The 23610-nt window shown below is 60.4% G+C and carries 20 protein-coding genes and 1 pseudogene; 15 read left to right on the top strand and 6 right to left on the bottom strand.

All coding sequences use genetic code 11. The annotated features are described in order from the left end of the window. Positions 1–9 precede the first annotated feature (9 nt). Positions 10–1413, top strand: coding sequence for an AI-2E family transporter (locus ABEB25_RS02870; protein ID WP_345734874.1), 1404 nt, complete (start codon positions 10–12; stop codon positions 1411–1413). 51 nt (positions 1414–1464) lie between these two features. Here the strand turns inward: ABEB25_RS02870 and ABEB25_RS02865 are convergent, their stop codons facing one another. Together ABEB25_RS02865 and ABEB25_RS02860 are read right to left on the bottom strand one after the other, a co-directional pair. Beyond that, positions 1465–2622, bottom strand: a complete 1158-nt coding sequence (locus tag ABEB25_RS02865) for a right-handed parallel beta-helix repeat-containing protein (RefSeq protein ID WP_345734873.1) — start codon at positions 2620–2622, stop codon at positions 1465–1467. Positions 2623–2857: 235 nt separating this feature from the next. After that, entirely contained in the window at positions 2858–4123 is a 1266-nt protein-coding gene (locus ABEB25_RS02860; protein WP_345734872.1) for a polysaccharide pyruvyl transferase family protein, read from the bottom strand. Positions 4124–4249: 126 nt separating this feature from the next. Between ABEB25_RS02860 and folD the strand changes: the two genes are divergently transcribed. Beyond that, positions 4250–5122 (top strand): bifunctional methylenetetrahydrofolate dehydrogenase/methenyltetrahydrofolate cyclohydrolase FolD, encoded by an 873-nt coding sequence (folD, locus tag ABEB25_RS02855; RefSeq protein WP_345734871.1) that lies wholly within the window; start codon positions 4250–4252, stop codon positions 5120–5122. 219 nt (positions 5123–5341) lie between these two features. Here folD and ABEB25_RS02850 read toward each other — a convergent pair. Further along, positions 5342–5584 (bottom strand): annotated as a pseudogene (locus tag ABEB25_RS02850) (VF530 family protein); the annotation flags it as partial. 120 nt (positions 5585–5704) lie between these two features. On the opposite strand from ABEB25_RS02850, the gene ABEB25_RS02845 reads away from it, so the two are divergent. The 8 genes from ABEB25_RS02845 to tnpA all read left to right on the top strand — a co-directional run bounded on the left by ABEB25_RS02845 (position 5705) and on the right by tnpA (position 15685). Then, on the top strand, positions 5705–7369 hold the full coding sequence (locus ABEB25_RS02845; protein ID WP_345734870.1) for an ABC1 kinase family protein: 1665 nt from the start codon (positions 5705–5707) through the stop codon (positions 7367–7369). Between the two features lie 73 nt (positions 7370–7442). After that, the gene (locus ABEB25_RS02840) at positions 7443–8621 is read left to right on the top strand and encodes a BtaA family protein (RefSeq protein WP_345734869.1); all 1179 of its coding nucleotides are present in this window, start codon (positions 7443–7445) and stop codon (positions 8619–8621) included. Next, positions 8618–9253, top strand: a complete 636-nt coding sequence (locus tag ABEB25_RS02835; protein ID WP_345734868.1) for a class I SAM-dependent methyltransferase — start codon at positions 8618–8620, stop codon at positions 9251–9253. Before ABEB25_RS02840 ends, ABEB25_RS02835 begins: the two co-directional genes overlap by 4 nt. Positions 9254–9456: 203 nt before the next feature. Then, the gene (locus ABEB25_RS02830; protein WP_345734867.1) at positions 9457–10137 is read left to right on the top strand and encodes a hypothetical protein; all 681 of its coding nucleotides are present in this window, start codon (positions 9457–9459) and stop codon (positions 10135–10137) included. Between the two features lie 44 nt (positions 10138–10181). Next, positions 10182–11024 (top strand): prephenate dehydratase, encoded by an 843-nt coding sequence (locus tag ABEB25_RS02825; RefSeq protein WP_345734866.1) that lies wholly within the window; start codon positions 10182–10184, stop codon positions 11022–11024. Between the two features lie 98 nt (positions 11025–11122). Continuing rightward, positions 11123–13669, top strand: a complete 2547-nt coding sequence (locus tag ABEB25_RS02820) for a PVC-type heme-binding CxxCH protein (protein ID WP_345734865.1) — start codon at positions 11123–11125, stop codon at positions 13667–13669. An 82-nt stretch (positions 13670–13751) separates the two neighbouring features. Then, positions 13752–14789, top strand: coding sequence for a BPSS1187 family protein (locus tag ABEB25_RS02815; RefSeq protein ID WP_345734864.1), 1038 nt, complete (start codon positions 13752–13754; stop codon positions 14787–14789). A gap of 449 nt (positions 14790–15238) precedes the next feature. Further along, complete coding sequence (gene tnpA / locus ABEB25_RS02810) at positions 15239–15685, top strand: IS200/IS605 family transposase (protein ID WP_345734863.1); 447 nt, start codon at positions 15239–15241, stop codon at positions 15683–15685. A gap of 139 nt (positions 15686–15824) precedes the next feature. Here the strand turns inward: tnpA and ABEB25_RS02805 are convergent, their stop codons facing one another. Next, entirely contained in the window at positions 15825–16748 is a 924-nt protein-coding gene (locus ABEB25_RS02805) for a LysR family transcriptional regulator (RefSeq protein ID WP_345734862.1), read from the bottom strand. Between the two features lie 71 nt (positions 16749–16819). Between ABEB25_RS02805 and ABEB25_RS02800 the strand changes: the two genes are divergently transcribed. The 3 genes from ABEB25_RS02800 to ABEB25_RS02790 all read left to right on the top strand — a co-directional run bounded on the left by ABEB25_RS02800 (position 16820) and on the right by ABEB25_RS02790 (position 19435). Next, a complete protein-coding gene (locus ABEB25_RS02800) occupies positions 16820–17743 on the top strand; it encodes a metallophosphoesterase (RefSeq protein WP_345734861.1) in 924 nt (307 codons plus the stop codon). Between the two features lie 18 nt (positions 17744–17761). Continuing rightward, entirely contained in the window at positions 17762–18376 is a 615-nt protein-coding gene (locus ABEB25_RS02795; protein ID WP_345734860.1) for a histidine phosphatase family protein, read from the top strand. Between the two features lie 63 nt (positions 18377–18439). Continuing rightward, positions 18440–19435: a 3-keto-disaccharide hydrolase gene (locus ABEB25_RS02790; protein WP_345734859.1), complete on the top strand. Its 996-nt coding sequence runs from the start codon at positions 18440–18442 to the stop codon at positions 19433–19435. A gap of 81 nt (positions 19436–19516) precedes the next feature. On the opposite strand, the gene ABEB25_RS02785 is transcribed toward ABEB25_RS02790, so the two are convergent. Further along, positions 19517–20818 (bottom strand): outer membrane protein assembly factor BamB family protein, encoded by a 1302-nt coding sequence (locus tag ABEB25_RS02785; protein WP_345734858.1) that lies wholly within the window; start codon positions 20816–20818, stop codon positions 19517–19519. A gap of 81 nt (positions 20819–20899) precedes the next feature. Between ABEB25_RS02785 and ABEB25_RS02780 the strand changes: the two genes are divergently transcribed. Further along, a complete protein-coding gene (locus ABEB25_RS02780; protein ID WP_345734857.1) occupies positions 20900–21781 on the top strand; it encodes a hypothetical protein in 882 nt (293 codons plus the stop codon). 20 nt (positions 21782–21801) lie between these two features. Here the strand turns inward: ABEB25_RS02780 and ABEB25_RS02775 are convergent, their stop codons facing one another. Further along, the gene (locus ABEB25_RS02775; protein ID WP_345734856.1) at positions 21802–22929 is read right to left on the bottom strand and encodes an aminotransferase class V-fold PLP-dependent enzyme; all 1128 of its coding nucleotides are present in this window, start codon (positions 22927–22929) and stop codon (positions 21802–21804) included. A gap of 111 nt (positions 22930–23040) precedes the next feature. Between ABEB25_RS02775 and recO the strand changes: the two genes are divergently transcribed. Continuing rightward, the gene (gene recO / locus ABEB25_RS02770) at positions 23041–23598 is read left to right on the top strand and encodes a DNA repair protein RecO (protein WP_345734855.1); all 558 of its coding nucleotides are present in this window, start codon (positions 23041–23043) and stop codon (positions 23596–23598) included. The last annotated feature ends 12 nt before the right edge of the window (positions 23599–23610 follow it).

Below are 23610 nucleotides of genomic sequence, written 5' to 3'. Positions count from 1 at the left end.
CGGCGTCCCATGAAGAATCTTCCCACGGCCTTTCAGCGTAGCGCCCTTTGGACAGCGATCACCGCTCTCTCGATCACTTTGGTTGGGGCATTGGCCATCGGATTCATCTACCTCGGCACTCAGGTCATCGGCTTTCTCCAGCCCATCCTCATGCCCTTTGCCGTGGCCGGGGTGCTAGCTTACTTGCTGGAGCCGGGGGTCGCTTGGCTGGAACGAAAAGGGCTGAAACGTCAGCGTGCGGTGCTCATCATCTTCGCGGTCTTTAGCCTGGGACTCTTTGGCCTTGGCTGGTGGATTTTGCCGAAACTGGGCGAACAGACCTCCAACCTCGCTAAAAAGATTCCTGGCTACACCGTCAAGGCCCGCGTGGCCGTGATCGACTTTGCCACCCGGATGGAGCGCGAATACGGCATTCCCCTCCCGGCACCCTTGGCTGATTTGGTCGATGCCTCAAAAACCAATTCCCCCGCCCCTGCAACCCAAACGAGCCCCCCCACGCCAGAGGCAGCACCGGCTCCTTCATCTATTCCTGCGCCAGCCTCAACAACGGCCGTTCCAGAACCTGCACCTGTCAATGAACCCGCTCTTGAAAAAGCGGACGACGAGACGACCAGCGAACTCGATTTCGACCTCAAGGCGCTCCTCACCGGTGACTGGGTGAAGACGACGTTACCCACCGTGCTGAGCAATGCGTGGAAGTTCATCCGCTCCACCTTCGGCGGGTTCCTCGGCATCTTCGGCTTCCTCCTCTCACTCATCATCGTCCCGCTATACCTCTACTACTTTCTGATCGAGAGTGCGAAGATCAAGACCCAGTGGTCGGATTACCTGCCGCTGCGGGCCAGTGCCTTCAAGGACGAGGTGGTCTCCTGCCTCAATGAGATCAACCGTTACCTCATCGCCTTCTTTCGCGGCCAGCTCTTTGTCAGTGTCATCAATGGCATCGCTACGGGCGCGGGCCTGATGATCATCGGCCTGGATTTTGGTTTGCTCATCGGCTTGGCCCTGTGTGTGGCGGGCATCATTCCTTATTTGGGCATTGCCCTGTGCTGGATCCCTGCCGTCGTCATCGGGGCCGTTCAGGGGGGCAGCGCTCTCATTCCCGGCGACCCCTGGTGGGCCCTGCCACTGGCGGTGACCATTATCTTTGCCGTCGTTCAGCAGATAGATGGGCTCTTCATCACGCCCCGCATCGTGGGTGAGGCTGTGGGCCTGCACCCCATGACGGTCATCGCCAGCGTGCTCGTCTGGACTCTCCTCCTCGGCGGTCTCTTGGGGGCCATCTTGGCGGTGCCGATGACGGCCAGTGTGAAGGTGCTCTTTCAGCGTTACATCTGGCGTGCCCGCATCGCCCCACGCACGGTGGGCGGCGCACGCCAGGGCAGTGCCCCTCCGCTTTCGGAGGTGATGTGATGGCTCATTCAACAATGCCAGACACCGCATCACGCCTTAATCCGCAGGGGGTCAGCGTGTCACCGCACCACTGATCGCGGAGCTTCGCGCCGCACCATGAAAATCTGCGGGTAACATACGCGTGCGCTCCGCCTGCTCAAAAGGAGCCTCAGCCGAAGGCGTGGCGTCATGTTTAGTGCCATCCCAGCTCAATTCTGGAAGATCTTGGTCCAAGCTTCGACCTACGGCTTGTCCGTGTTTGTCCCCTGCCCCCAGCACCACATTTCCGACCAGAGTTGCACCCTCGCTGCCACTGGGAAAGTGGAGGGCATTGCCTTCACGCGAGTACAGGATGTTGTTGGCTAGCACCAGGCCCTCCCGGCCTTTCCATGAACGACCACTGAAAGCATGACCGGTATTGATGATAGTGTTGTGGATGACTTGCAGATTCAGCGTCTTGCCCTGGTGATCCATGCTGGAAAAACCGGCGTTTTTTCCGGCGATTAGAATGTTGTTTCGCACAATGGCTTCGCCCTGCACCTGCATGACGTTATCGGTACTGCGATAGCAGAGATTTCTCTCGATGATGTTCACTGGTTTACCCGCCGTTCCGTACACCGTGATGCACGGATACTGTGTGTCGTGAATGTGGTTTTCGGCGACGAGATTTCCCCAAGAGCCTTGCTTGACTTCAATGCCATCTCCCTGGCTGCCAGCGCAATCATGAACGTGATTTAAAGCGATGACACTTTCGCTCATGATCACAGAGGCCTCGTTACCGCCGAGATACATGCCCTCGCCATGCCCACCGCCATCGTGGAGGTGATTGCGGGTGAGATACAGTCGGCGAGTATCGGCACTGTTGGCGGTAATGCACGGGCCGCCCGTGTGATGGATATGGCACTGGTCCACCCACACGTCGCTGCAATGCCCCAAACGCATGCCGTGGCTACCCCCGGTAAATTCGATCCCACGAACAACCAGATACGAAACCGGTGCTGACTGGCCGATGTTGACGATGTTCTGTTTGTCGTCCGAACGAGTGATCACCACACGCGCCCCTTTCGCAGGCTCGATCCTGATGGGAGCTTCGGCGGTGCCTGAGACTTGGATGTTCCACATGCGATCCACCGTGTAAGTGCCCGCGCCAACTTCGAGACAATCTCCCGGCTTGAGTGCAGCCACAGCAGAGACGAGGGCAGCACCATCCACTTCACTCAAACGAATCACGCGGCTCGGAGCTATGGATGCCCAGGAAGGCTCATAAACTCCTCCCATAACAGCCTGAGTCAGCAAGAAGAAAGCAAGGAAAAGCCGGTGCATAAATTCAATGGAATGAGGTTGGAGGGATAAGCAGGTGAATGCTACGCCCTTGCCGGAAGACATGTTTCTTCCTACTGCTAAATTCCATGGTTTGCTGCGGGTCCTACCTTGTAAGACCCGCAGCTTGCCTCCATCTGCGGTATCAAGCCTGAATGACCTTTTTCACCACTCTCATCGTCGCGGTTTGACGCTCCTTCACAAAGTCCATGGCCTTCTTCACCTTGGCCTGGGCGGCAGGGTAATCCTTCTCGATGGCCATCACGGTCTGGAAAACCGTTTCCGCCGGGGTGGTATCAATTTCGAGCAGCCAGTCCTTCAGGCCGATGTCCTCGAACATCCAGCACTTGAGACCGTGGAACTCTGAGAACCAGTGAATGATGGGCGTGCCATTGGCCAGCGCGATGATGGGGGAATGCGGCTCATGGCAGACCACCGTGTGGGCACGGGCAAAGATGGAGGCGGCCTCATCAGCATTCCAAAAGGACTCCAGGTTCACCACGTGCTTCTGAATCTCAGGCGGCAGGGGATCATGGATCAATCGTTTGTTATGCTCCATCTCCTTGAAGGTCTCTGGCGCGATGAGCACTTTGTAGCCGGTGGCCTGCACCCATTTCGTGATCAGTTCGCGGAATCCGGCTGCCCGGCGTTGATCGTCCTCCACCTGCTTGGGCGTGGGGTGCAGCGGGTTCAGCTTCTGCGGGCGTGTATCATCCACACCGGGAGCCTTGGGGGTATTCGTCCGCAGCAGCACCGTGATGAACTTGCCTTCCTCCAGCCCCAGCTTTTTCATCGTGGCGAGACCGCGCTCATCATCCCGCACGTCAATGCCGAAGCAGCCATCCGGCGCGAACTCTAGAACGGGAGTTTTCACGCCGGCCCCTTGCAGCATCTTCAGCGTGCGGCTTTCCCGCGTGTAAATGAAGGAGGCCGCATTCAGCAGGGCCATGTTTTCTGCACCTTTGTCACCAGTCACCATGGTGTCAAAATAGGACTGCCCATACACGCCGTAGGGTTTGCCTAGGTCCCGGCAGTGCTTCATCCAGCTTGTGTCCTGGCCCATGCCGGAATTGCGGATGAAAAGGTCGCAGCCCGCAATGGCCGCACGCAGTGCTTCGTCATTTGGCTTTTTGCCCGTGAGATTTCCCTGCAGGAATTCCGCTTTCGGAAAACGGCGCTTCAGCATGGCCAGCACGCGCTCGTCTAATTTCATGGCCCAGACCACCACCTTCAGCTCAGGCAGATGCTGCTCCAGAATGTGCAGGGTGCCCGGGGTATGGCCGATGTCGCCGATGTTTACCGTGTCCCAGGCGGACATCAGGACCACCGTTTTTGGTTGGCCATTGGCAGCAAAAAGGGAGCCGCCCAGGGCAGCGGTGACGGCAGAAAGGAAGGAACGGCGGGTGGTCATGGTGGGTATAAGAGGCAGTCCAGTGCTCGGTTTGGACAAAAATATGGAGCAAGGCAACACCGAATTCCATTCTCCCCTCATTGGGATCGTCGTTGACTCCGCCCCTGGCCTGATTCACCAAAAGAGATGCAACTGATCTCTGGAGCCGCCGTCGCCGAAAAAGTCCTCGAAGAATGCCGCCGTGACATCGCCGCCCTCGCGGCCGTGGGGAAAAAGCCCGGTCTGGCTGTGGTGCTCATCGGTGACGATCCAGCCTCCCGCGCCTACGTTCGGTCCAAGGACAAAAAGTGCCGCGATCTGGGCCTGCATTCGGTGAAGTTGGAACTGCCAGCCACCACCACTCAGGAGGAGGTGCTGGCCCATGTCCACGCCCTGAACAACGATCCCGCCATCCACGGCATCCTGGTTCAAAGCCCGCCGCCACCGCACATTGATGAAGCCGCCATTGTGCGCGCGATTGATCCCGCTAAGGATGTGGACGGATTTCACCCTGTGAACGTGGCCAAGCTGGCCCTGGAAGATCCCACCGGCTTTGTCCCCTGCACCCCGCTGGGCTGCCAGCGCCTGCTCATGGATGCCGGCATCGAAACCAAAGGTGCCAACGCCGTTGTCCTGGGCCGCAGCATGATCGTGGGCAAGCCCATGGCCCTGCTGCTGATGGCCAAAGGCCCAGGCGGAGACGCCACTGTTACGGTCGCCCATTCCCGCACCAAGGACCTCGCCTCCATCACCCAAAGGGCAGACATCATCATCGCCGCCATTGGCCGCCCTGAGTTTCTCAAAGCCGAGCACGTGCGTGAAGGTGCCGTCGTCATTGATGTCGGCATCAACCGCGTGGAAGCCCCTGGAACAGAGAAGGGCTACAAGCTTGTCGGAGACGTGGCTTTTGATGAAGTTGCCCCCAAGTGCAAAGCCATCACACCCGTCCCAGGTGGCGTCGGCCCGATGACCATCGCCATGCTCATGGCGAACACGATCAAGGCCTGCAAGCAGATCTAGGATTTCGTCGCTGCTTTTCCTGAGTGGGGAGTTGAGGAAGCTCAGCCGCTCGGACCACTACACCGGCGGGCGTTCTTCTTCGGCTTCTGGGGCCGCCACCACTTCCTCGGCTATTTCGCCAAGCACTTCCGCAGTTGGCTCAACTGTAGCTGCCACTTCAACCGCAGGCGCAGCCTCCTCGGGGACTTCCTCATCCCGCCATTGAGCGGGAGGCATCGCTTTCCCCTCGGCGGCGGCTTTCATGTCAGGAATCGAGTCCACGTACAGTTCCTCCACTTTCTGGCGGGCCCAGGGGGTCTTGCGCAAGAAAACAAGGCTGGACTTGATGCTCGGCTGCCAGTTGAAGCTGTTGATCTTGATCATCCGGCCCAGCATGTCCCAGCCGTAATGGGCCTGGAGATCGGTCACCATTTTTTCGAGGGTGATTCCGTGGAGGGGATTTTTGGGACCGGCTGCGTGCATAGACAGACAGGTGGATCATTTGCGCCCGCTGTCCAGTGAGGACCGCAGCTTTGCCACCTTCACCCCTGCCCTTCTGCACGAATCTCTTGGAACTTCCCCTGACTGGCTACATTACTCCCAATGAAGATCGAACCACTGGCCCGACTGGAACGCCACGCGAAACGGCTGGGCGAAATCGCCGCCGTCCTGGGCAAATACGGTCTGGCGGATCTCTTCGGCGGCTTTGACTACCCGTGGCTGAACAACCGCCTGCGTAGCGCCGATGGCCAGGTGCTGTCGGATCTCACCACCCCTGCCCGCGTGCGCATGGCCATGACGGAGCTGGGCACCACCTTCATCAAGCTGGGCCAGATGCTCAGCACCCGCCCCGACCTTGTGGGTGCCGAGATGGCGGCGGAACTGGCCGAGCTGCAATCCAATGTCCCAGCCGAGCCCGTCGAATCTGCCCGCGCCATTTTGCTGGAGGACCTCGGCCAGCCTGCCGAAGAGCTGTTTGCGGAATTTGATGACACGCCGTTGGCTGCCGCCTCCATTGCCCAAGTTTACAAGGCCCGCCTGCACACGGGTGAGCACGTGGTGGTGAAGATCCGCCGAGGGGGCATCGAGGCAAAAAGTACCACGGACCTGGAGATCGTCCAGGCCATGGCCGAGCTGCTGGAAAAACATTCTCCTGCCCTGCGCCCGTATCAGCCCGTGGCCATCGTGCGCCAGTTTCGCAAGGCCCTGCTGCGCGAGATGGACTTCACCTATGAGAAGCGAAACATTGAAGAGTTCACGCGCAACTTTGCCGATGAACCCAATGTCCGCATCCCGGCTGTCTATGCGGATCTTTGCTCCAGCCAGATCATCACCATGGAGCGGCTGCAAGGCCTGCCTGGCACGGACATCGGAGCTTTGCGCGCCTCCGGCGAAAACTTGGCTGAGTTCGCTCGGCGTGGGGCCAACATGTACCTCGAGATGGTCTTCCGGGACGGCTTCTACCATGCTGATCCGCATCCCGGAAACCTCATGCTGCTGCCCGGCTGCGTCGTTGGGGTGATTGACTGCGGCCAGGTGGGCCGCATTGATGATGAACTGCGTGATGAGGTGGAGGCCCTGCTGCTCGCCATCGTCGAAAACGATTCCACTCAAGTCACGGAGCAGGTGCTGCGTTTGGGTGCCGTGCCGCCTGACTTTAATCGCGAGCGCCTGCGAGCTGATCTGGATGAATTCATGGCCGATTTCGTGGGCCACCCGCTCAGCGACATCAATGTCGGCCACGCGCTGACATCGCTGATTGAGATCATCCGCCGCTATCACATCACCCTGCCACCGCCACTGGCCGTGCTGCTAAAGACGCTCATCGTCCTCGAAGGTACCAGTCGCCGATTCAGCCCGGAAGTCAGCCTGGCCGAGCTGATGCAGCCCTTTTGCCAGCGCATGGTCCTGCGCCGCCTTTCCCCTACACGTTTAGTTAGGCGCGCCCGCCGCACCTACCGTGACTGGGACCGCCTGCTCAGTGCCCTGCCACGAGATCTCACGGATCTACTGGCCCGCTTTCGGGATGGCACCCTCACTGTCCATCTGGATCACCGTCACCTGGATCCCATCATCAACCGCCTCGTTCTGGGAGTACTCACTGCCGCCATTTTTCTGGGCTCTTCCCAGCTTTGGAGCAGCGGTGCCCAACCTCTTCTCTGGGGTGTTTCCGTCTTTGGTGCCCTGGGTTACATGATCAGCCTTTACCTTGGCTGGCGTCTCCTGCGTGCCATCCGCAAATCCGGCAACATTGATTCCAGGGACTGATCCGCCCCTCTGACGAATTCGTTGCACGAAGCCGCCTGCCAAGCCGCCTCATTCAGGCTCTTTGTGCGGCCCCATGGTCGCACGCACCTCCTCTCATCCACTCGCGCAACGAGCCCACGACGCCATCTTCAACCGGGTCCATGGCGGCAACTTGGTTTACAACACCTGCTGGGAAGATCCTCGGCTAGACCGTGAAATGCTGGACCTACGGGCAGACAGCCGTGCCGTCATGATCACCAGCGCGGGCTGCAATGCGCTGGACTACCTGCTGGACACCCCGGCCGAGATTCATGCCGTGGACATGAACCCGCGCCAAAACGCCCTGCTGCAGCTCAAGATCGCCATGATCCGCCGGGGCCAGTTTGACGATCTTTTCCAGCTTTTTGGGCACGGTTCACACCCTCAGTTCAAAGAACTGCTCGCCTCCCTCCAAGGCGATCTACACCCTTTCGCCCGCCACTACTGGGAGTCCAAGCACTACTACTTCCAGAGCACGCCGCTGAACCCTTCCTTCTACTATCGCGGCACGGCGGGACAGATGGCCTGGATCGCCCTCCAGACCTTTTCGCGCAGCCGTCGTGTGCGTGAGTATGTGGAGGCACTGCTGCAATCTAAGACTCTGGAGGAGCAACGCCATCTCTATGAAAAGGTCAAACCGGCCCTCTGGAATGGCCTCGTTTCCTGGCTGGTGCGGCAGCCCATGGCCATGACCATGCTAGGCGTGCCGAGGGCGCAGATCCGCCTCATTGAGGCCCAGTTCCCTGGGGGATTGACCGGCTTCATCCAGTCCAAAATGGCGCATGTGCTGACAGAGGTACCGTTTCAGGACAACTACTTTTGGCGTGCCTACCTCACCGGACGCTACACCCGCGACTGTTGCCCGAACTACCTGAAGGAAGAACACCAGCCACTGCTGCAATCCCTCAGCGACCGCATCACCACCCACAGCAGCACGGTGGCGAATTTCCTGCGCGAGCATCCCGCTGCCTACTCCCACTATGTCCTGCTGGATCATCAGGACTGGCTGGCCGCCCACAAGCCCCAGGCCCTGGAGGAAGAATGGCAGCTCATCCTCGAAAACAGCCGTCCCGGCACCCGCATCCTCATGCGCTCCGCCAGCCCCGTCATTGACTTCATCCCTGGCTTCGCGCTCCAGCGCCTGCGCATGAACCAACACCTCGCAGATTCCCTTCATCTGCAAGACCGCGTCGGCACCTATGGCTGCACCCTTCTGGCAGACGTCATCGCATGAGCAACAGCGCCCCTAACCAAAAGTCACTCACCAGCTACTACCGCTGGCATGCGCAGATCTACGATCTCACCCGCTGGGCCTTTCTCTTTGGCCGCCGCAAGCTGATCCACCGCGCCGCTGCCCATGTGGTGATGCCGGAACGCATTCTGGAAATCGGCTGCGGCACGGGCAAGAACCTTGTCGAACTTGCCCGCGCCTTCCCCAAGGCGCAAATCATCGGCCTGGACCTTTCCAAGGACATGCTGGAGCGCGCCCGCCCGAAGCTAAAGGAATTCGGAGCCCGTGTCGGTCTCCTGCATCAGGCCTATGACGCGCCGGTGGCCGTGGGGTCCAAATTTGACCTCATCGTCTTCAGCTACTCCCTTTCCATGATGAATCCGGGTTTTGATGAGGTGCTACGAATCTGTCGTGATGACCTGAGCGAGCGCGGCAGCGTGGCGGTGGTGGACTTTCATGAAAGCCGCTGGGGCTGGTTCCGCCGTTGGATGGGCGTGAATCATGTCCGCATGGAGGGCCAAGTATTGGAGTGCCTGAACCAACACTTCCAGCCCCTCACCCGCCAGATTCACACGGGTTACGGCGATCTCTGGCGTTACCTGCTCTACATCGGCAGCCCGGTTAAGAGCACATAAAGAGAGCAGCATTCCGCGTGTATTCACCACGTCAGCAGCTCCAGCACCGGTTTTGAAGGAATCTTCGCACGGTCCTGGTGAGATCAATTTTAAGTTCGGCTCAAATCGGGTCGAACAAAATTCGAGGTAGTCCCATCCAAGAGGATAGACATTCCTGGCACGACCAATGCTTGGAAGGTCTCTCGAATCCAAAACCAAACATTATGATGAGGTTCCCTCGCCCCGGTTGCTGGTATCGTTTCACGTCTGCCGATTGGCAGTTCATCCGAGATGCTTTAGCGCTCACTCAGCGAGAGAAAGAGAGCCTCGTCTCACTGCTGGATGATCCGGACACCGTCCGCATGATCCTGGACCACCCCAAGCTTTTTGAAGCGCTTCTGGTTAGTCGGCAAGCGGCCTTCCTTTCACCAGAGCTGTTCTTTTATGTCACCGTGCGCCACACGCTGAAGCGGGTGGGGGTGGATGACCTGGAGGTGGCCGACTACATCGCCGTGGTCTGTGCGGACTTTGGCCTGCCTGCCACGGCGGAGCAAAACCTGCCGGAACGCAAGCTGGAAAGCCTGTACAGCATTGACTACATCACTGCCCTGGAGAGTGCAGGCAGCCACGAACGGTTCTTCATCCATGTGCAGTGCGCGAACCAGTTCCTCGTGCTGACCAGCCTGTATCCCGACTTCCTGCGCCGACGCGCCGCGAGACGGGGCGCACCAGATCTTGAATTTTATGAGCAGGTGGTGGTGAGCCATCTGGAGGCTGCTGGCAAACATGCACTGGCGGAGGAATTCGCGCTGGATGACACCCTGGCCCACGTGGCGCAGAGCTTCCCCCCCGCCCGTCGTGCCATGAACCACACGGTGCGCGAATACCTCAGCCTCGGTGCTTGACCTCTTGACCATGCCGCCTGTGCAGTAGAGCATGGGCGGCACGGATGAGAGACGCATCAACACCCCAGATCCTGGCCTGCTTGGGCCCCGAAGGCAGCTTTTCACACCTGCTCACGCAGATGCGTTTCCCGGCGGCTCAGGTGCAGCTCATGGCCAGCATTGGCGAGGTGTTTGATTTCATCCGCAGTCATGAAGAGGCCCTGGGCATCGTCCCGATTGAGAACTCCTCCGGCGGCTTCATCATTGATACGGTGGACCGCCTAGTGGATGAGCGCTGCGGCCTGAACATCCTGGAGGAACTGACCCTGGATGTGAAGCTGGCACTGCTGGGCCGAAAAGGTGTGGAGGTGAAAACCATCCATTCCCACGCCATGCCCTTCTTTCATGGCGATGAATGGCTGAAGGCCAATTACCCCGACGCGAAGCGCGTCGTCGAGGCCAGCACAGCGAAGGCGGCGGAAAAGGCAGCCACGCTGGAATGCGCCGCCGCCATCGGCCCCCGCCAGAATGCGGAGCGCCACGCGCTGGACATCCTGCATTTCCCGATTGCCGGGGAGGTGCCGAACATCACACAATTCTTCCTGTTAGGCCACAAGGCCAATGCTGCTTCCACAGACAACAATCGCACCGCGCTGGTGGTGGAACTGCCTGACCGTGCTGGCAGCCTGTGCCGCTTCCTCACTCCGCTGAGCAACAGCGCCATCAACATGAAGCGGCTGGAGTCCCGCCCCATCCGTGGCCAGCCTAACAAGTACCGTTTTTACATCGAGATCGAAGGTTCTCCCGCTGAATCCACGGTGCAGGCGGCGCTGGAACAGACACGGGCAGATGGTGCCGTGATCCGCAGTGTGGGTTCGTATCCTGCCGGCCGCCGATTCGAGTCCTGAAGCTGTTCGTGAGGCACGAAAAGATGCCTACACAGTCCAGAAAGGTGCGAAGTCCTTGCGAAAATGGTCACCTTTCTGCGTTAATTTCCATTCCCCCCATGCCACCCCCATCCCTGAAAAAATCCACGATGGCCCTTGCTGCGGTGGGCCTTCTCGGCCTGCCTGCTCTGGCTTTGCACACGAAAAACGCCGGTCCCGCGAAAGTTGAAATCAAGTTCAACCTGCCGCCGCCACCTCCGCTTTCTCCTGAGGAAGCGCTCAAGGTCTTCAAGATCGAAGAAGGATTTCGGATCGAACTGGTGGCCGCTGAACCCATGGTGGAAGCACCCATCGCCATCAGCTTTGACGACCAGGGCCGACTGTATGTGGTGGAGATGCGTGGATACATGCGCGATGTGGAAGGCACGACAGAGAACGAACCGACGGGCCGCATCAAGCTGCTGGAAGACACCGATGGCGATGGCCGCATGGACAAGGCCAGTGTTTTTGTGGATGAGCTGGTGATGCCCCGCTCCGTCATGGCGGTGAATGGCGGCGCGCTGGTGGCGGCCCCGCCTAACCTTTACTTCTGCAAGGACACGGATGGCGATGGCAAGGCTGACGTGAAAGACATCGTGGCCACAGATTACGGCACCGCTGGAGGCCAGCCCGAGCACATGGCCAACACCCCCACCTGGGCCATGGACAACGCCATCTGGAGCGCGGGCTACAGCAGCCGATTCCGCCTGCGCGGCGGCGTGTGGCAGAAGGACACCGGTCTGGGCCGCGGCCAGTATGGCCTGTGCCAGGACGACAAGGGCCGCCTGTATTTCAACTACAATTCCGACCTCCTGCGCTGCGATCTGCTGCCCACGGAGGCCTTTTCCCGCAACCCGCTGCTGCGCAATGCCGCTAGCGTGAATGCCAAGGTGGTCACCGATCAAACGGTGTGGCCCACCCACCCGACACCGGGCGTGAACCGGGGCTACGATCCCAAGTCCCTGCGTGCCGATGGCACCCTGACCAAGGCCACCGCTACCTGTGGTGCGCTGATTTACCGTGGCGATGCCTTCCCGGCCTCGCATTACGGCAATGCCTTCATTCCTGAGCCTTCGGCGAACCTCATGAAGCGAATGATCGTCACGGAAAAAGACGGCGTGGTGACCGGCGTCAACGCCACCGAAAACAAGGAATTCCTGACTTCGACCGACGAACGCTTCCGCCCAGTGCAGGCAACCAATGCACCGGATGGTGCGGTTTACGTGGTGGACATGTATCGTGGCATCATCCAGCACAGCAGCTTCCTCACCCACTACCTTGTCGCAAACATCGAAGCCCGCAAACTGGACCGTCCTTTCGATCAGGGTCGCATCTGGCGCATCGTGCCGATCAAAGATAAAACGGTGAAGGCCGTGAAGATCCCAGCAACCACAGCGGAGCGTATCGCCAGCCTGAGTCACCCGAATGGATGGGTGCGTGATACCGCCCAGCGGCTGCTCGTCGAGTCCGCCGATGTCAAGGCCGGTCCCGCCCTCACTGAGCTGGTGCAATCGCCCACCGCCAATCCCCTGGCGCGCCTGCATGCCCTCTGGACGCTGGATGGCCTGGGCCTGCTGACGCCTGACCTGCTGCGTACGACGCTGAAGGATAAAGACACCACCCTGAAAGCCACGGCGGTGCGCCTGGCTGGTCGCGATCTCGCTCCCGAGGTTCTGGCCATGACGACCGAGACGGATACGCTGGTGCGCGCACAGCTTGCCATCAAGCTTTCCTCCTTCAACCTGCCCGATGCCGATGCCGCGTTGGCCAAACTGCTGGCCGCAGGTGCGGGTGAAAATCTGCTGGTCCGCGAAGGTGCCATGACCGGCCTGCGAGGCCGTGAAGATGCCTTTGCCAAACTGGTCGCCCAGCAGGCCACCGCTGATAACAAAGCCAGTATTTCCCCCACTCTGGAAATGCTGGGCAGCTTCATCGCCATGGCCGGAAAAGCGCAGCCCTTTGAAGAAACACTGACACTGGCCGCCAGCCAACCCAAAGGCAGTGCGGTGCAGGCAGCGTTGATCAAGGGCCTGGCCAATCCCAGCGGTGGCAATAGCAAATCTGCGCCGAAACCCAAACTGCTCTGGCTGGAAAAAGAGCCGGAATCTCTGGCCGTGCTGAAGAAATCCGTCACGGCCAAAACGGCTGCAGCCCAGTTTGCCAGCATCACCTCCCGCCTCGCCTGGGTGGGCAAACCCGGCGCGCCACCTCCGCCAAAGATCGTCCCTCTGACAGCAGATCAGCAGGCTCGTTTTGAAAAGGGCAAAGTCATCTACGCGGGCCTCTGCGCCGCCTGCCATCAGGCCCACGGTTTTGGCCTGGACGGTCTGGCCCCGCCGCTGGTGGATAGCGAGTGGGTGCTGGGCAAGCCCGATGTAGCCGCCCGCATCGTGCTGCACGGCCTCGCTGGTCCGGTGAAGGTGAGTGGCCGCACGTGGAACCTGGCCATGCCACCCCTACCCCATCTCACGGATGAAGATGTCTCCAGCGTGCTGACCTACCTGCGCCGCGAGTGGGAGCACAATGCCTCACCTGTGGAACCTAAGGACGTGGCCAAACTGCGCGCCCAGTTCAAGGACCGCGTGGGCATGTGGACGGCGGAAGAACTGAATCCGCCGAAGAAATAGCCTTGCCTTTGCGTTGATGTTTGGTGCGTGCCGCATTCCCATTGGGGATGCGGCACCTTTTTTACCGCCCGCTTTTTTCACCATGAAATTCCTCCTGTTCCTGCCTCTGCTCACCCTGACGGCCTATGCCGCCGCGCCTGCTTTCGATGATCCCAAGCCTCAGCGTTACGACATCACCAAACGGGCCAGTGAGATTGATCCACGGGCCAAGGAATACCCGGCCATTGACTTCGTCTTCACGGACAAAAAAGGCAAACCGCAGGACCTGCAGCATGCCAATGTGGACACCCGGGTGAAACCGCAGGGCAAGCTGGTGATCTGGCTCATGGGCTACAGCGGCCCGCTGTTCGAGCGTGTGAACAGCTACGGCCTGCACGCCATCCAGGTGCATTACGCCAACAAGTGGTTTGGCCTCATTCCGGCGGCCCGCCGTGACGATGGCAAAAGCCTGGGCAACATGCGCCTGGAAGCCACCACGGGCCAGGACCACACGGACCTCGCCACCATTGAGCCTCAGGATGGCATGATGGAGCGCTCTTTTCAGTTTGTGAAATGGCTGGCCAAAGAGAATCCCCAGGGCAAGTGGGAACAGTTTCTCAATGCCAAAGGCGACGGTCTCGACTGGGATAAAGTGATCGTCTCTGGGGCCTCTCACGGAGCCACCAGTGCCGCTCGTTTTGCCAAGCAGCAGAAAGTGGATCGTGTGGTGTGCTTCTGCGGGCCGCGCGATAATCTGGACGAATGGCAGGGATACCCATCCGCCACACCGGCGAATCGTTACTTCGGATTCAGCCACGTGCTGGATGGCGGCTGGACGGATGACCACTATTGCCGCTCCTGGGAGATGATGGGCCTGCATCAGTTCGGCCCCTTGGTGGATGTGGACATCAGCGCTCCTCCCTATGCCAACAGCCGCCGCTTGATCACGAATTTCGACGTCAAAGGCGATGCCAAACGCGCCCACAGCTCCGTCACCCCCGGCGGTGCCGCCGCCAAAGGACCGGACGGCAAGCTCCTGCATGAAGACGTGTGGAAGTACCTCTTCAATCACCCTGTGGACCAAGTGGGTAGCGCCGTGCCGCAGGATGGGGAATGCGTGAAGGACCAGAAGAAGAAGTAGGGGATGGAGGGGGGCCTGAGGAAGCTCGACATGGGTTGGGTTATCGACCTTTCCAGCGTCCTTCCAGGACGCCATGAAGATGGGAGTCCCTCGTTGGCAAAACCGGTGGTTCCCGGTGGCTCCGCCACCTCCACCACCGGCTACTTTCCAGGCTCCCTCCGGGAGCAAGGCGGGGATTGATCAACAGCAGTACGACCCTCAGGCCATGCTCCCTCAGGGAACGTGGCAAACACACGCGTGTCTCAAACCGCAGGCTTTGCTCCCGGAGGGAGTGCGGAGGGTAGCCGGTGGTGGAGACTGCGGAGCGGTCAGGAACCACCGGATCGAACGACCCAACGCCCCGATTTCAGAGGCGTCCTGGAAGGACGCTGGAAAGGTCATTGCCGTTGACGACCTTTCATCCTGATGAAACATGCGGGGACCAATTTCCTCCATCCATCCTTTTGGTTATGGCGTCTACGCACACCTCCCTTCACTACCACCTGGTCTTCAGCACCAAGAACCGTGAGGCGTGGTTCGCTCCCTCCACTCGCGACCGTCTGCACGAATATTTGGGTGGGTTGATCCGCACCGAAGGCGGTCTTGCCCATGCCATTGGAGGCACGGGGGATCATGTCCATGTGCTTGCAGGCCTGCGGCCCACCCACAGTCTGGCACAGGTTGTTCAGCGGATTAAAAGCGTGTCCTCACGCTGGATCCACGAGGAATGGCGCTGGGTAGGTTTCGCCTGGCAGGAAGGCTATGGGGCCTTCACCGTCAGCGCATCAAGCCTAGAAGCGGTACGTGCTTATGTGCTCAATCAAGAAGCCCATCATCGGGTCAAAACCTTTCAGGAGGAGTACGTGGAAATGCTGGAGCGAGGCATGGTCGAATACGATGCGAAATACCTTTGGTGAGATCGCCCCGTGCTCCCGGAGGGAGCGCGGAGAGTAGCCGGTGGTGAAGACTGCGAAGCAGTCGGGAACCACCGGACCGAACGACCCAACCGCTCCGATTTCACCAACGTCCTGGAGGGACGTTGGAAAGGTCGATGACCTACTTCGCCGCCGCGTCTTTTAGCAGGCGTGCCACAGCACGGATCTGGGAGAGCTCCAGGCCGCGGCGGCGCATCTGACGCTCGTTCCAGTGCAGGACGAGGCTCCGCCCGTAGTTCCGCATGGGGGCAAAGGGGCTGAGCAGGATCTCCTTTTCATCCAGGCCGCGCACGCCGATCTCCGGCAGCACGGCGGCACAGGCGCCCATCTCCACGAGCTGCCTAACCTGAAGCATGGAGCCGCACTCGAACTGCGGATGGAAGTCCACCCCGGCCTCGGCCATGGCATTGCGCAGGGCCTTGTCCATCTGGCCGCCATCTCGCCCGGCGGCAAAGGGGAGCGTCTGCCAAAGGCTGGGCTGGGTGGCATCACGGACGCCTTTTTTCAACAGCCGCCGGGGGATGCACAGGACGAAACCCAGGCGAGTGAGCTTTTCCACCCGGGCATTCGGGGCCAGCGCATCCTGGCGGATGACGGCGAAGTCCACCCGGCCATCGCTGATGGCCTCAGCTAGGTTGCGACTGCGGTAGGGCACCACGCTGAGATTGGCCCCACCGAGCAGGCTGGCGATCTGCGGCAGGGCGGGCATGACCAGCCACTCCAGCACGCTGGCCCCGGTACCGATGGTGAAGGATTTGGCCTGCCCAGACTGCTCGCGCCGGAAGTCTTCCAGGTCTTGCAACTGCTCCTGAATCAGGGTGGCCAAACGTTCGCCAGCGGGAGAAAGAGAAAGCGTCTTGCCCCGGCGACAAGTCAGCTCCGTGCCGAAGAACTGCTCCAGTTCTCGTATCTGACGACTGATCTGGCTCTGCCGGTTTGTGTCATCCGGCGCGGCCTTGGCAATGCTGCCCGCCTGGGCCATCTGCATGAAACTGCGCAGCCGGTCCAGTGTGAGGCCACCTTTGGAGAAGAGATTTTCAAACATGACTTTTCAATCATGTATCCTGCAATTGCCGATGTTTTTCAAGTCACGTCCTGCGCCATGCTGAGGGTGCAATGAAAGCGCAACCCTACGACCTCATCGGAGACATTCACGGCCAGCATGGGAAACTGGCCTGTCTCCTCCAGCACCTGGGCTACCGGCCACACGGCGACACCCACCGCCACCCGGAAGGGAGAAAGGTGATCTTCCTGGGCGACTACATTGACCGCGGTCCGGCTATCCGCGAGGTGCTGCACACCGTGCGAGGCATGGTGGAGGGAGGCGATGCGCTGGCCATCATGGGCAACCACGAATACAATTGCGTGTGTGCCCTCACCTCGGACGGCCAGGGCGGTTTCCTGCGCAGTGAAAAACAGAACAGGGGCGGCCAGCGTGCCACCCTGGCCCAGTTTGAAAATCACCCGGCTGAGTGGCAGGAATGGCTGCTGTGGATGAAGCGCCTGCCCATGTTTCTAGATCTCGGCGGATTGCGCGCGGTGCATGCCTGCTGGGATGGCAAACGCCTGCCCCGGCTGGCGGGTAAGAGCATCGAAGATCCCGGCTTCCTCCGCGCCTGCGCCACCCGGGGCACACCGGAATTCCGCGCCGCCGAAAATGCGCTGAAAGGGCCGGAGCTTTCGATGCCCGCCGGCCTAGTGTTTCATGACAAAGAAAACATCCCGCGCCGCAGTGTGCGGGTGCGCTGGTGGGACATTCCCGAGGCCTCGCCAGTGACCGCCCTGGCCATGCCAGAGCCCTTTGAGGCCGAAGGCGACGCGGAGGACTGCCACCTCAGGCGCATCCCCTGCTATGCGCCCGAGGAGCCTCCGGTCTTCTGCGGCCACTACTGGATGCCACCCCACAAAGAAAAAGCACCGCTGGCTGACAACATCGCCTGCCTGGATTACAGCGCAGCGCGCGGAGGTCCGCTGGTGGCGTATCGCTGGGAGGGTGAGCAAAAGCTCAGCGCCCAGAAATACCTCACAGCGACTCATTAAATCCCAAGCCCCCCTCGAATGCCCCTGATCCAACTCATCCGCCACGGAGAAAGCATCGCTAATTCCGGTGGTGTCTCCAAAACTCCAGCCTGCATCCCGCTAAGTGCCTTGGGAGAAGCCCAGGCCCTGGCGCTGGTGGCGCAGTTTCCCCAGCCGCCGGAGCTCATCGTGGTTTCGCCCTACATCCGCACGCACCAGACGGCAGCACCTCTCCGTGCCCGCTTCCCGGAGGTCCCGGTGGAGATCTGGCCCGTGCATGAGTTCACCTACCTGAATGAAATCCAGTATGCGAACACCACGGAGGCCCAGCGTAGCCCCGGTGCCCGGGGGTACTGGCAGCGCCGAGATCCCCTGCATTGTGAAGGAGTGGGCGCAGAGAGCTTCGCGAGTTTTATCGGTCGTGTGGATGACCTTATCAAAACACTGGCCACACGGCGGGAGCAGCACATCAGCATCTTCACCCACAGCTTTTTCATCAATGCCGTGCAGTGGCGCTGCCTACACCCCGAGGCGGAAGTGGATGCCGACTACATCCATGGGTACCTGGACTTTCGCCAAGCGAATCCGGTGGCCAATGCTGAAGCGGTGCTTTTCAAGGCCCCGCAGGCACGCCGCCAATCGGCGCTCGTTTAAATTTAGCCGCTTGCATCGCAAGACTACCCCTGTTTCGTGACGTTGTCTCTGTTCGTTCCGACCATGATTACCACACGCCGTCATCTCTTCCTTCTGGCTACCCTCGGTTTCACCACCCTGGCCCAGGCTGCTGAAAATCCTTTCATGGGCCGCTGGGCCCTCACCCTCCAGGGTGATCGCGCTGGCTGGCTGGGCGTGGAAGAAAAAGGCGGAGCCCTTTCCTCCAGCGTACTCTGGGGCGGTGGCAGCGTGCTGCCAACCGATGGCACAAAGATCGAAGGTGACAGCCTCATCGTCACCCGCCTCTCCAATGCCAAGCGCAAGGATAAGCAAGGCAAGGAGATCACCGAAAAAGTGACTGAAACCCTCACGGTAAAAGTTTCCGGCGACAGCCTCACTGGCAGCACCGTGAAGGCCAAAGCTGATGGCAAGACCTTCGGTCAGGCCGAATTCGTCGGCAAACGCATCCCCGCCATCCCGGCAACGCCTGATCTGGCCAAGGTGAAGTTTGGTGAGCCGGTCAACCTTTTCAATGGCAAGGACCTCAGTGGCTGGCGCCTCATCAAGGCCGATGACCTGAATGGCTGGGGCGTCGAGGACGGAGCCCTGATCAACCGCGTGGTGAAAGAGCCCGGCAAACACTTCGGCAACCTGCGCACTGACGCTGAGTTCGAAGACTTCAATCTGAAGCTGGAAGTCCGCACCCAGGAAAACAGCAACAGCGGCATCTACCTGCGCGGCATCTATGAAGTGCAGGTGATGGAAAGCTTTGGCCGGCCTCTCGACTCCCACCACATGGGCGCACTTTACAGCCGCATCACTCCATCTGTAGCCGCTGAAAAGGCCATCGGCGAATGGCAAACGATGGACATCACCCTGGTGGACCGCCACCTGACCGTGATCCTCAACGGCAAGACGATCATCGATAACCAGCCTGTGCTCGGCTGCACCGGTGGTGCGCTGACCAGCGACGAATCTAAACCCGGCCCCCTCTTCCTCCAGGGCGACCACACCAATGTGGACTTCCGCAACATGGTGCTCCGCCCCGTGGTGAAGTAAGCTGACTTCCCTTCCTTAGCCCGCCCTACGCAAGAGGGCGGGCTTTTTTGTGTCGGATTATTGGAGCCCTCTCGCCCGCCTTTACTTTCCGGCGATGCGATACAGCGCCTTGTCCGTGCGCAGATACAGCGCCCCGTCCAGAGCAATCGGGCTGGCCATCAGGCCTCCGTCCAGGGTGTTTTGTGCCAGGATTTTGAACTCACGCGCAGCAGGGATCACCGTGACCACGCCTTCGCGGCTGGCGAAGTACACCTTGCCATCGGCCAGGATGGGCGAGGCGCTGAACTTTCCACCTAACCGTTCGCGATACAAAGCCTCGCCCGTCTTCACCTCCACACAGCTCACGATGCCGCCGTCATCCACGTAAAACAGCAGATCCCCCGCCAGCACGGGTGAGCACATCTTGGGGGCATTCTTGTTGTTACGCCAGGCCACTTCAGGGGTCTTCAGGCCCGCGTACTTCACGGCCATCACCTGGGATTTTCCAAAGCAGGTGCTGATGTAAACCTGGCTGTCATCGGCCACCGGCCTCACGGACATGGAAAAGCCCAGCTCCCCATACGGCAGCTTCCACAGTTCCTTGCCAGTATCCGGCGCATAGCCATACAGCCAGTCCGCCGCCGGACTGACCACCGTGGGCTGCCCGTTCATCGTCACCATCAGCGGCGTGCCATAAGCCTTGCGCTGCTGTGGATTTTCCCGCATCTCACCCGTCCGCGTGGTCTTCCACACCAGCTTGCCGGTGGCCTTGTCAAAAGCGGCGATGAACTGCTGGTCGCTGCCATCGAAGTGGATGATCAGCCTGTCCTCCCACAGCACGGGCGTGGAGCCAGGGCCGTTTTCATGCATGATCTGCACATCCTGGTTCCGCCACAGCACGCTCTGCGTCATCGTGTCCAGGCAGGCCGTACCAAAGCTGCCAAAGTGCGCATACAGCCGCCCCTCCTCGATGATGGGGCTGGGCGAGGCGTAACTGTTCAGTTGGTGCACCCACTGTGGCTCCTTCACATTCAGCAGTTCAATGTCATGCAGGATCTTGCCGCTGGCCTTGTCCACACACACAGCGCGAAGGCTGACGGAATCCAGCACCGTGACTGGCTGGTCCCCGGTGTTCGCCTTCAGACGGCGCTCGGCATCCTCCGGCTTCGCCGCCTTTTCGAGGGCCGTCGTCACCCAAAGGTGCTCGCCCCAGGCCACGGGGGTGGAGTGGCCACGCCCGGGCAGCTCGGTCTTCCATGCCACACCGCTGGTCTCGCTCCAGGTCTCCGGCAGGCCCTTTGCCGTGCTCTGCCCCTGGCCACCTACGCCACGCCATTCGGGCCAGTTTTCAGCAAAGCCGGAGGAAACGAGGACAAAAGGCAGGAACAGGGAAAGACGCATCATGGATGGGAATCAACGCAGGTTCGGGCCCACAACTGTCTTCCAGACTGGACAGAATCTTCCACCTCTGCGTACGCTGCGCGCATGTTTGGGAAAAGCACGCTCCTTCTCACCCTTGCCGCCTCCGTCCTGACCCTTCGCGCGGAAGAAGTTTCCAAGTATGTGGATGTCCGCCCTGGCAGTCTGCCAATCATCCTCACCGTGCCTCACGGCGGCGATCTCAAACCCGCCAACATCCTGGCACGCCGTTATGGGGTGACCGCCAAAGACACCAACACCGCCGAACTGAGCCTGATTATTTCTGAAGAACTCAAGAAGCTCTACGGCGGCACCCCACATCTGGTCATCTGCCGCCTGCATCGGTCCAAACTGGACTGCAACCGCGAGCTGAGCGAGGCCGCCCAGGGCGATCCCATGGCCACCGCCACCTGGAAACGTTTTCACGACTCCGCCGAGGAAGTGGAAAAGCAAATCGCCCGCAGCCACGGTGCTGGCCTCACCCTGGACCTCCACGGCCACCGCCATGAGGATGAGCGCGTGGAACTTGGCTACCTCATCTCCGGCAGTCTGCTCAACACCTCCGATGAAGCCCTCAACAGCGATCCCAAATTTCTCCGCCTGACCAGTGTGCGCGAGCTGGACCTGCGCTCCCCGCAGACCTTTGCCCAGCTCATCCGCGGTCCGCAAAGCCTCGGGGCCATGCTCGAGGCCCGCGACTTCCGCTCCATCCCCAGCCCCTCCAAGCCCTCCCCCGGCAAGGCCATCTACTTCAGCGGTTCCTACGACATAGCCGCCCACGGCTCCCGTGATGGCGGCACCGTCAGCGCCATCCAGGTCGAGTGCCCTTGGAATGGCGTCCGCGACACAGAAGCCAATCAGCGCCGCTTTGCCCAGGCTCTCGCCGCCGCTCTCGGCGACTACTTTAAAACCCACTTCCAGACGCCCCTGGCACCTGCGAAGAACTAAGATTGATCTCCAGGCTTCGCTTATCCCATGCAGGAGCCCAGCACCTCAAGAGCCCGCCGGACATCGGCCTGCGTGTTGTAGCCATGCGCGGCCAGGCGAATGCGCCCGGCGCTGTGCATCACATGCACGTCGGCTTTTTCCAGGGCTGCGTGGATTTCGCCACTGCGTTCATGCATGAAGGCGATGATCCCCGTAGGCAGGTCCACATGCAGCGGACACATGGGTTTCAAACCCAGCGCGATGAGACCTTCATAAAGCTCCCGCACCAGCGGATCCGCATGGGCCGAGATGGTGGCCACGCCTACGCCATCCACGTAACGCAACGCGGCATTCAGGGCATAGAGCGCGGCAAAGTTCGGCATGCCCACGGAGAAACTCAGCGCGCCATGCTTGGTCACGGCACGGTCAAAACGGTCCGCATCAAAGGCGTTGCTCAAATGGTACCAGCCACCCGCATGGGTCGTCAGACGTTGGGCGTTCCGTTTTGGCACGCCGATGATGCAGCCTCCATGTACACCCAGGGTCCATTTGTGGGTGCTGCTGATGAGGATGTCGGCACCGGGACAGTTCAGCTCCACACGGCCAAACGCCTGGGTGATGTCCACGGAGATGAGCGCATTCGGTGCCAGCCTGCGCACGGCCTCATGCAGGGCCGTCCAGGCGATGCGGTGGCCATTGAAAAAGCTCACCAGGGAGACCTGCACCAGCTTCGTCTTTTCATTCAGCAATGGAGCCAAATCTGCCGCGTTTAGCTCTCCCTCCGCAGCCTTCCACAGGCGCACCACCGGCGGCTGCACTGCCCGCAGCCAGGGAGTCGCCCCAGCGGGAAAGTCCAGATCCGTCACCACCACCTCATCCCCAGCTCCCAGATTCAGCGCACTGGCCAGGAGGTTGTAGGCCTCCGAACTGCAAGAGCAAAAGGAAACCTCCTCCGTCGTCAGGCCCAGCATTTTGGCGCTGATCTCCCGGCAGTTTTCCACCGCGGCAAAGTGTCCTTCGCGCCCGCGCATCCCGCGTGTTTTGTCCTGCCAATAGTCCTGCAATGCCTTACCTACGGACAGGGGCGGGATGCTCTCGGCGGCGGTGTTCAGGTAAGTGATGCCTTGCAGCGTGGGAAAATCGCGGAGCCGGGAAGATTCGGTAAGCATGGGTGGAAATACAACGCAGCTTCCTGGCCCATGCAATCAGCGGACCTGTCACCGCCACAGGAAAAATGGCACTGCTTGCAGCGGACCCGTTTGAATGGGACATACTCACCCATGGAAAAAACGGAGGCCATCCTGATCGGGCGCACACGCTACTCGGAGACGACGCTGATCGTCCAGTGGTGCAGTGCGGAGCAGGGGCTCTTCCGCACCATTGCCAAAGGGGCGCTGCGCCCCAAGTCCGCCTTCGCCGGCCTGCTGGATCTTTTTGTCTCCGCCGACATCAGCTACACCCACTCCCGCAGCAGTGACCTCCACACCCTCGTCGAGGCGCATTGGCAAAACCCACGCCTCGGCCTGCGCAGCAGTTACGGGCGCGTGCTCGCTGCTACTTATTTGGTTAAGCTCGTCTCTTTGGTGGTGGAACCGCACGCCCCCATTCCGGCCATCCATGAGCTGCTCATCAAGGCCCTGGACTATCTCAATGACCACGATCCGAGTCGGGCATTGATCGAGCGTTTTGAACTCCGCCTCGCGGAAGACCTGGGCCTGGTGGGCGAAGGGGCGTCTTCCGGGGGCCAGGCTGCGCATGCCATTGAGGACAGCTTTCACCGCCGCCTGCCCGTGCAGCGCAGGCAGGTGCTGACGTGGATTGAAGAACGCCCGGCCTGATTCATTAGTATC

Source organism: Prosthecobacter algae, from assembly GCF_039542385.1.
Taxonomy (GTDB): Bacteria; Verrucomicrobiota; Verrucomicrobiia; order Verrucomicrobiales; family Verrucomicrobiaceae; genus Prosthecobacter; species Prosthecobacter algae.
This window is presented reverse-complemented; position numbering and strand designations above follow the sequence as displayed.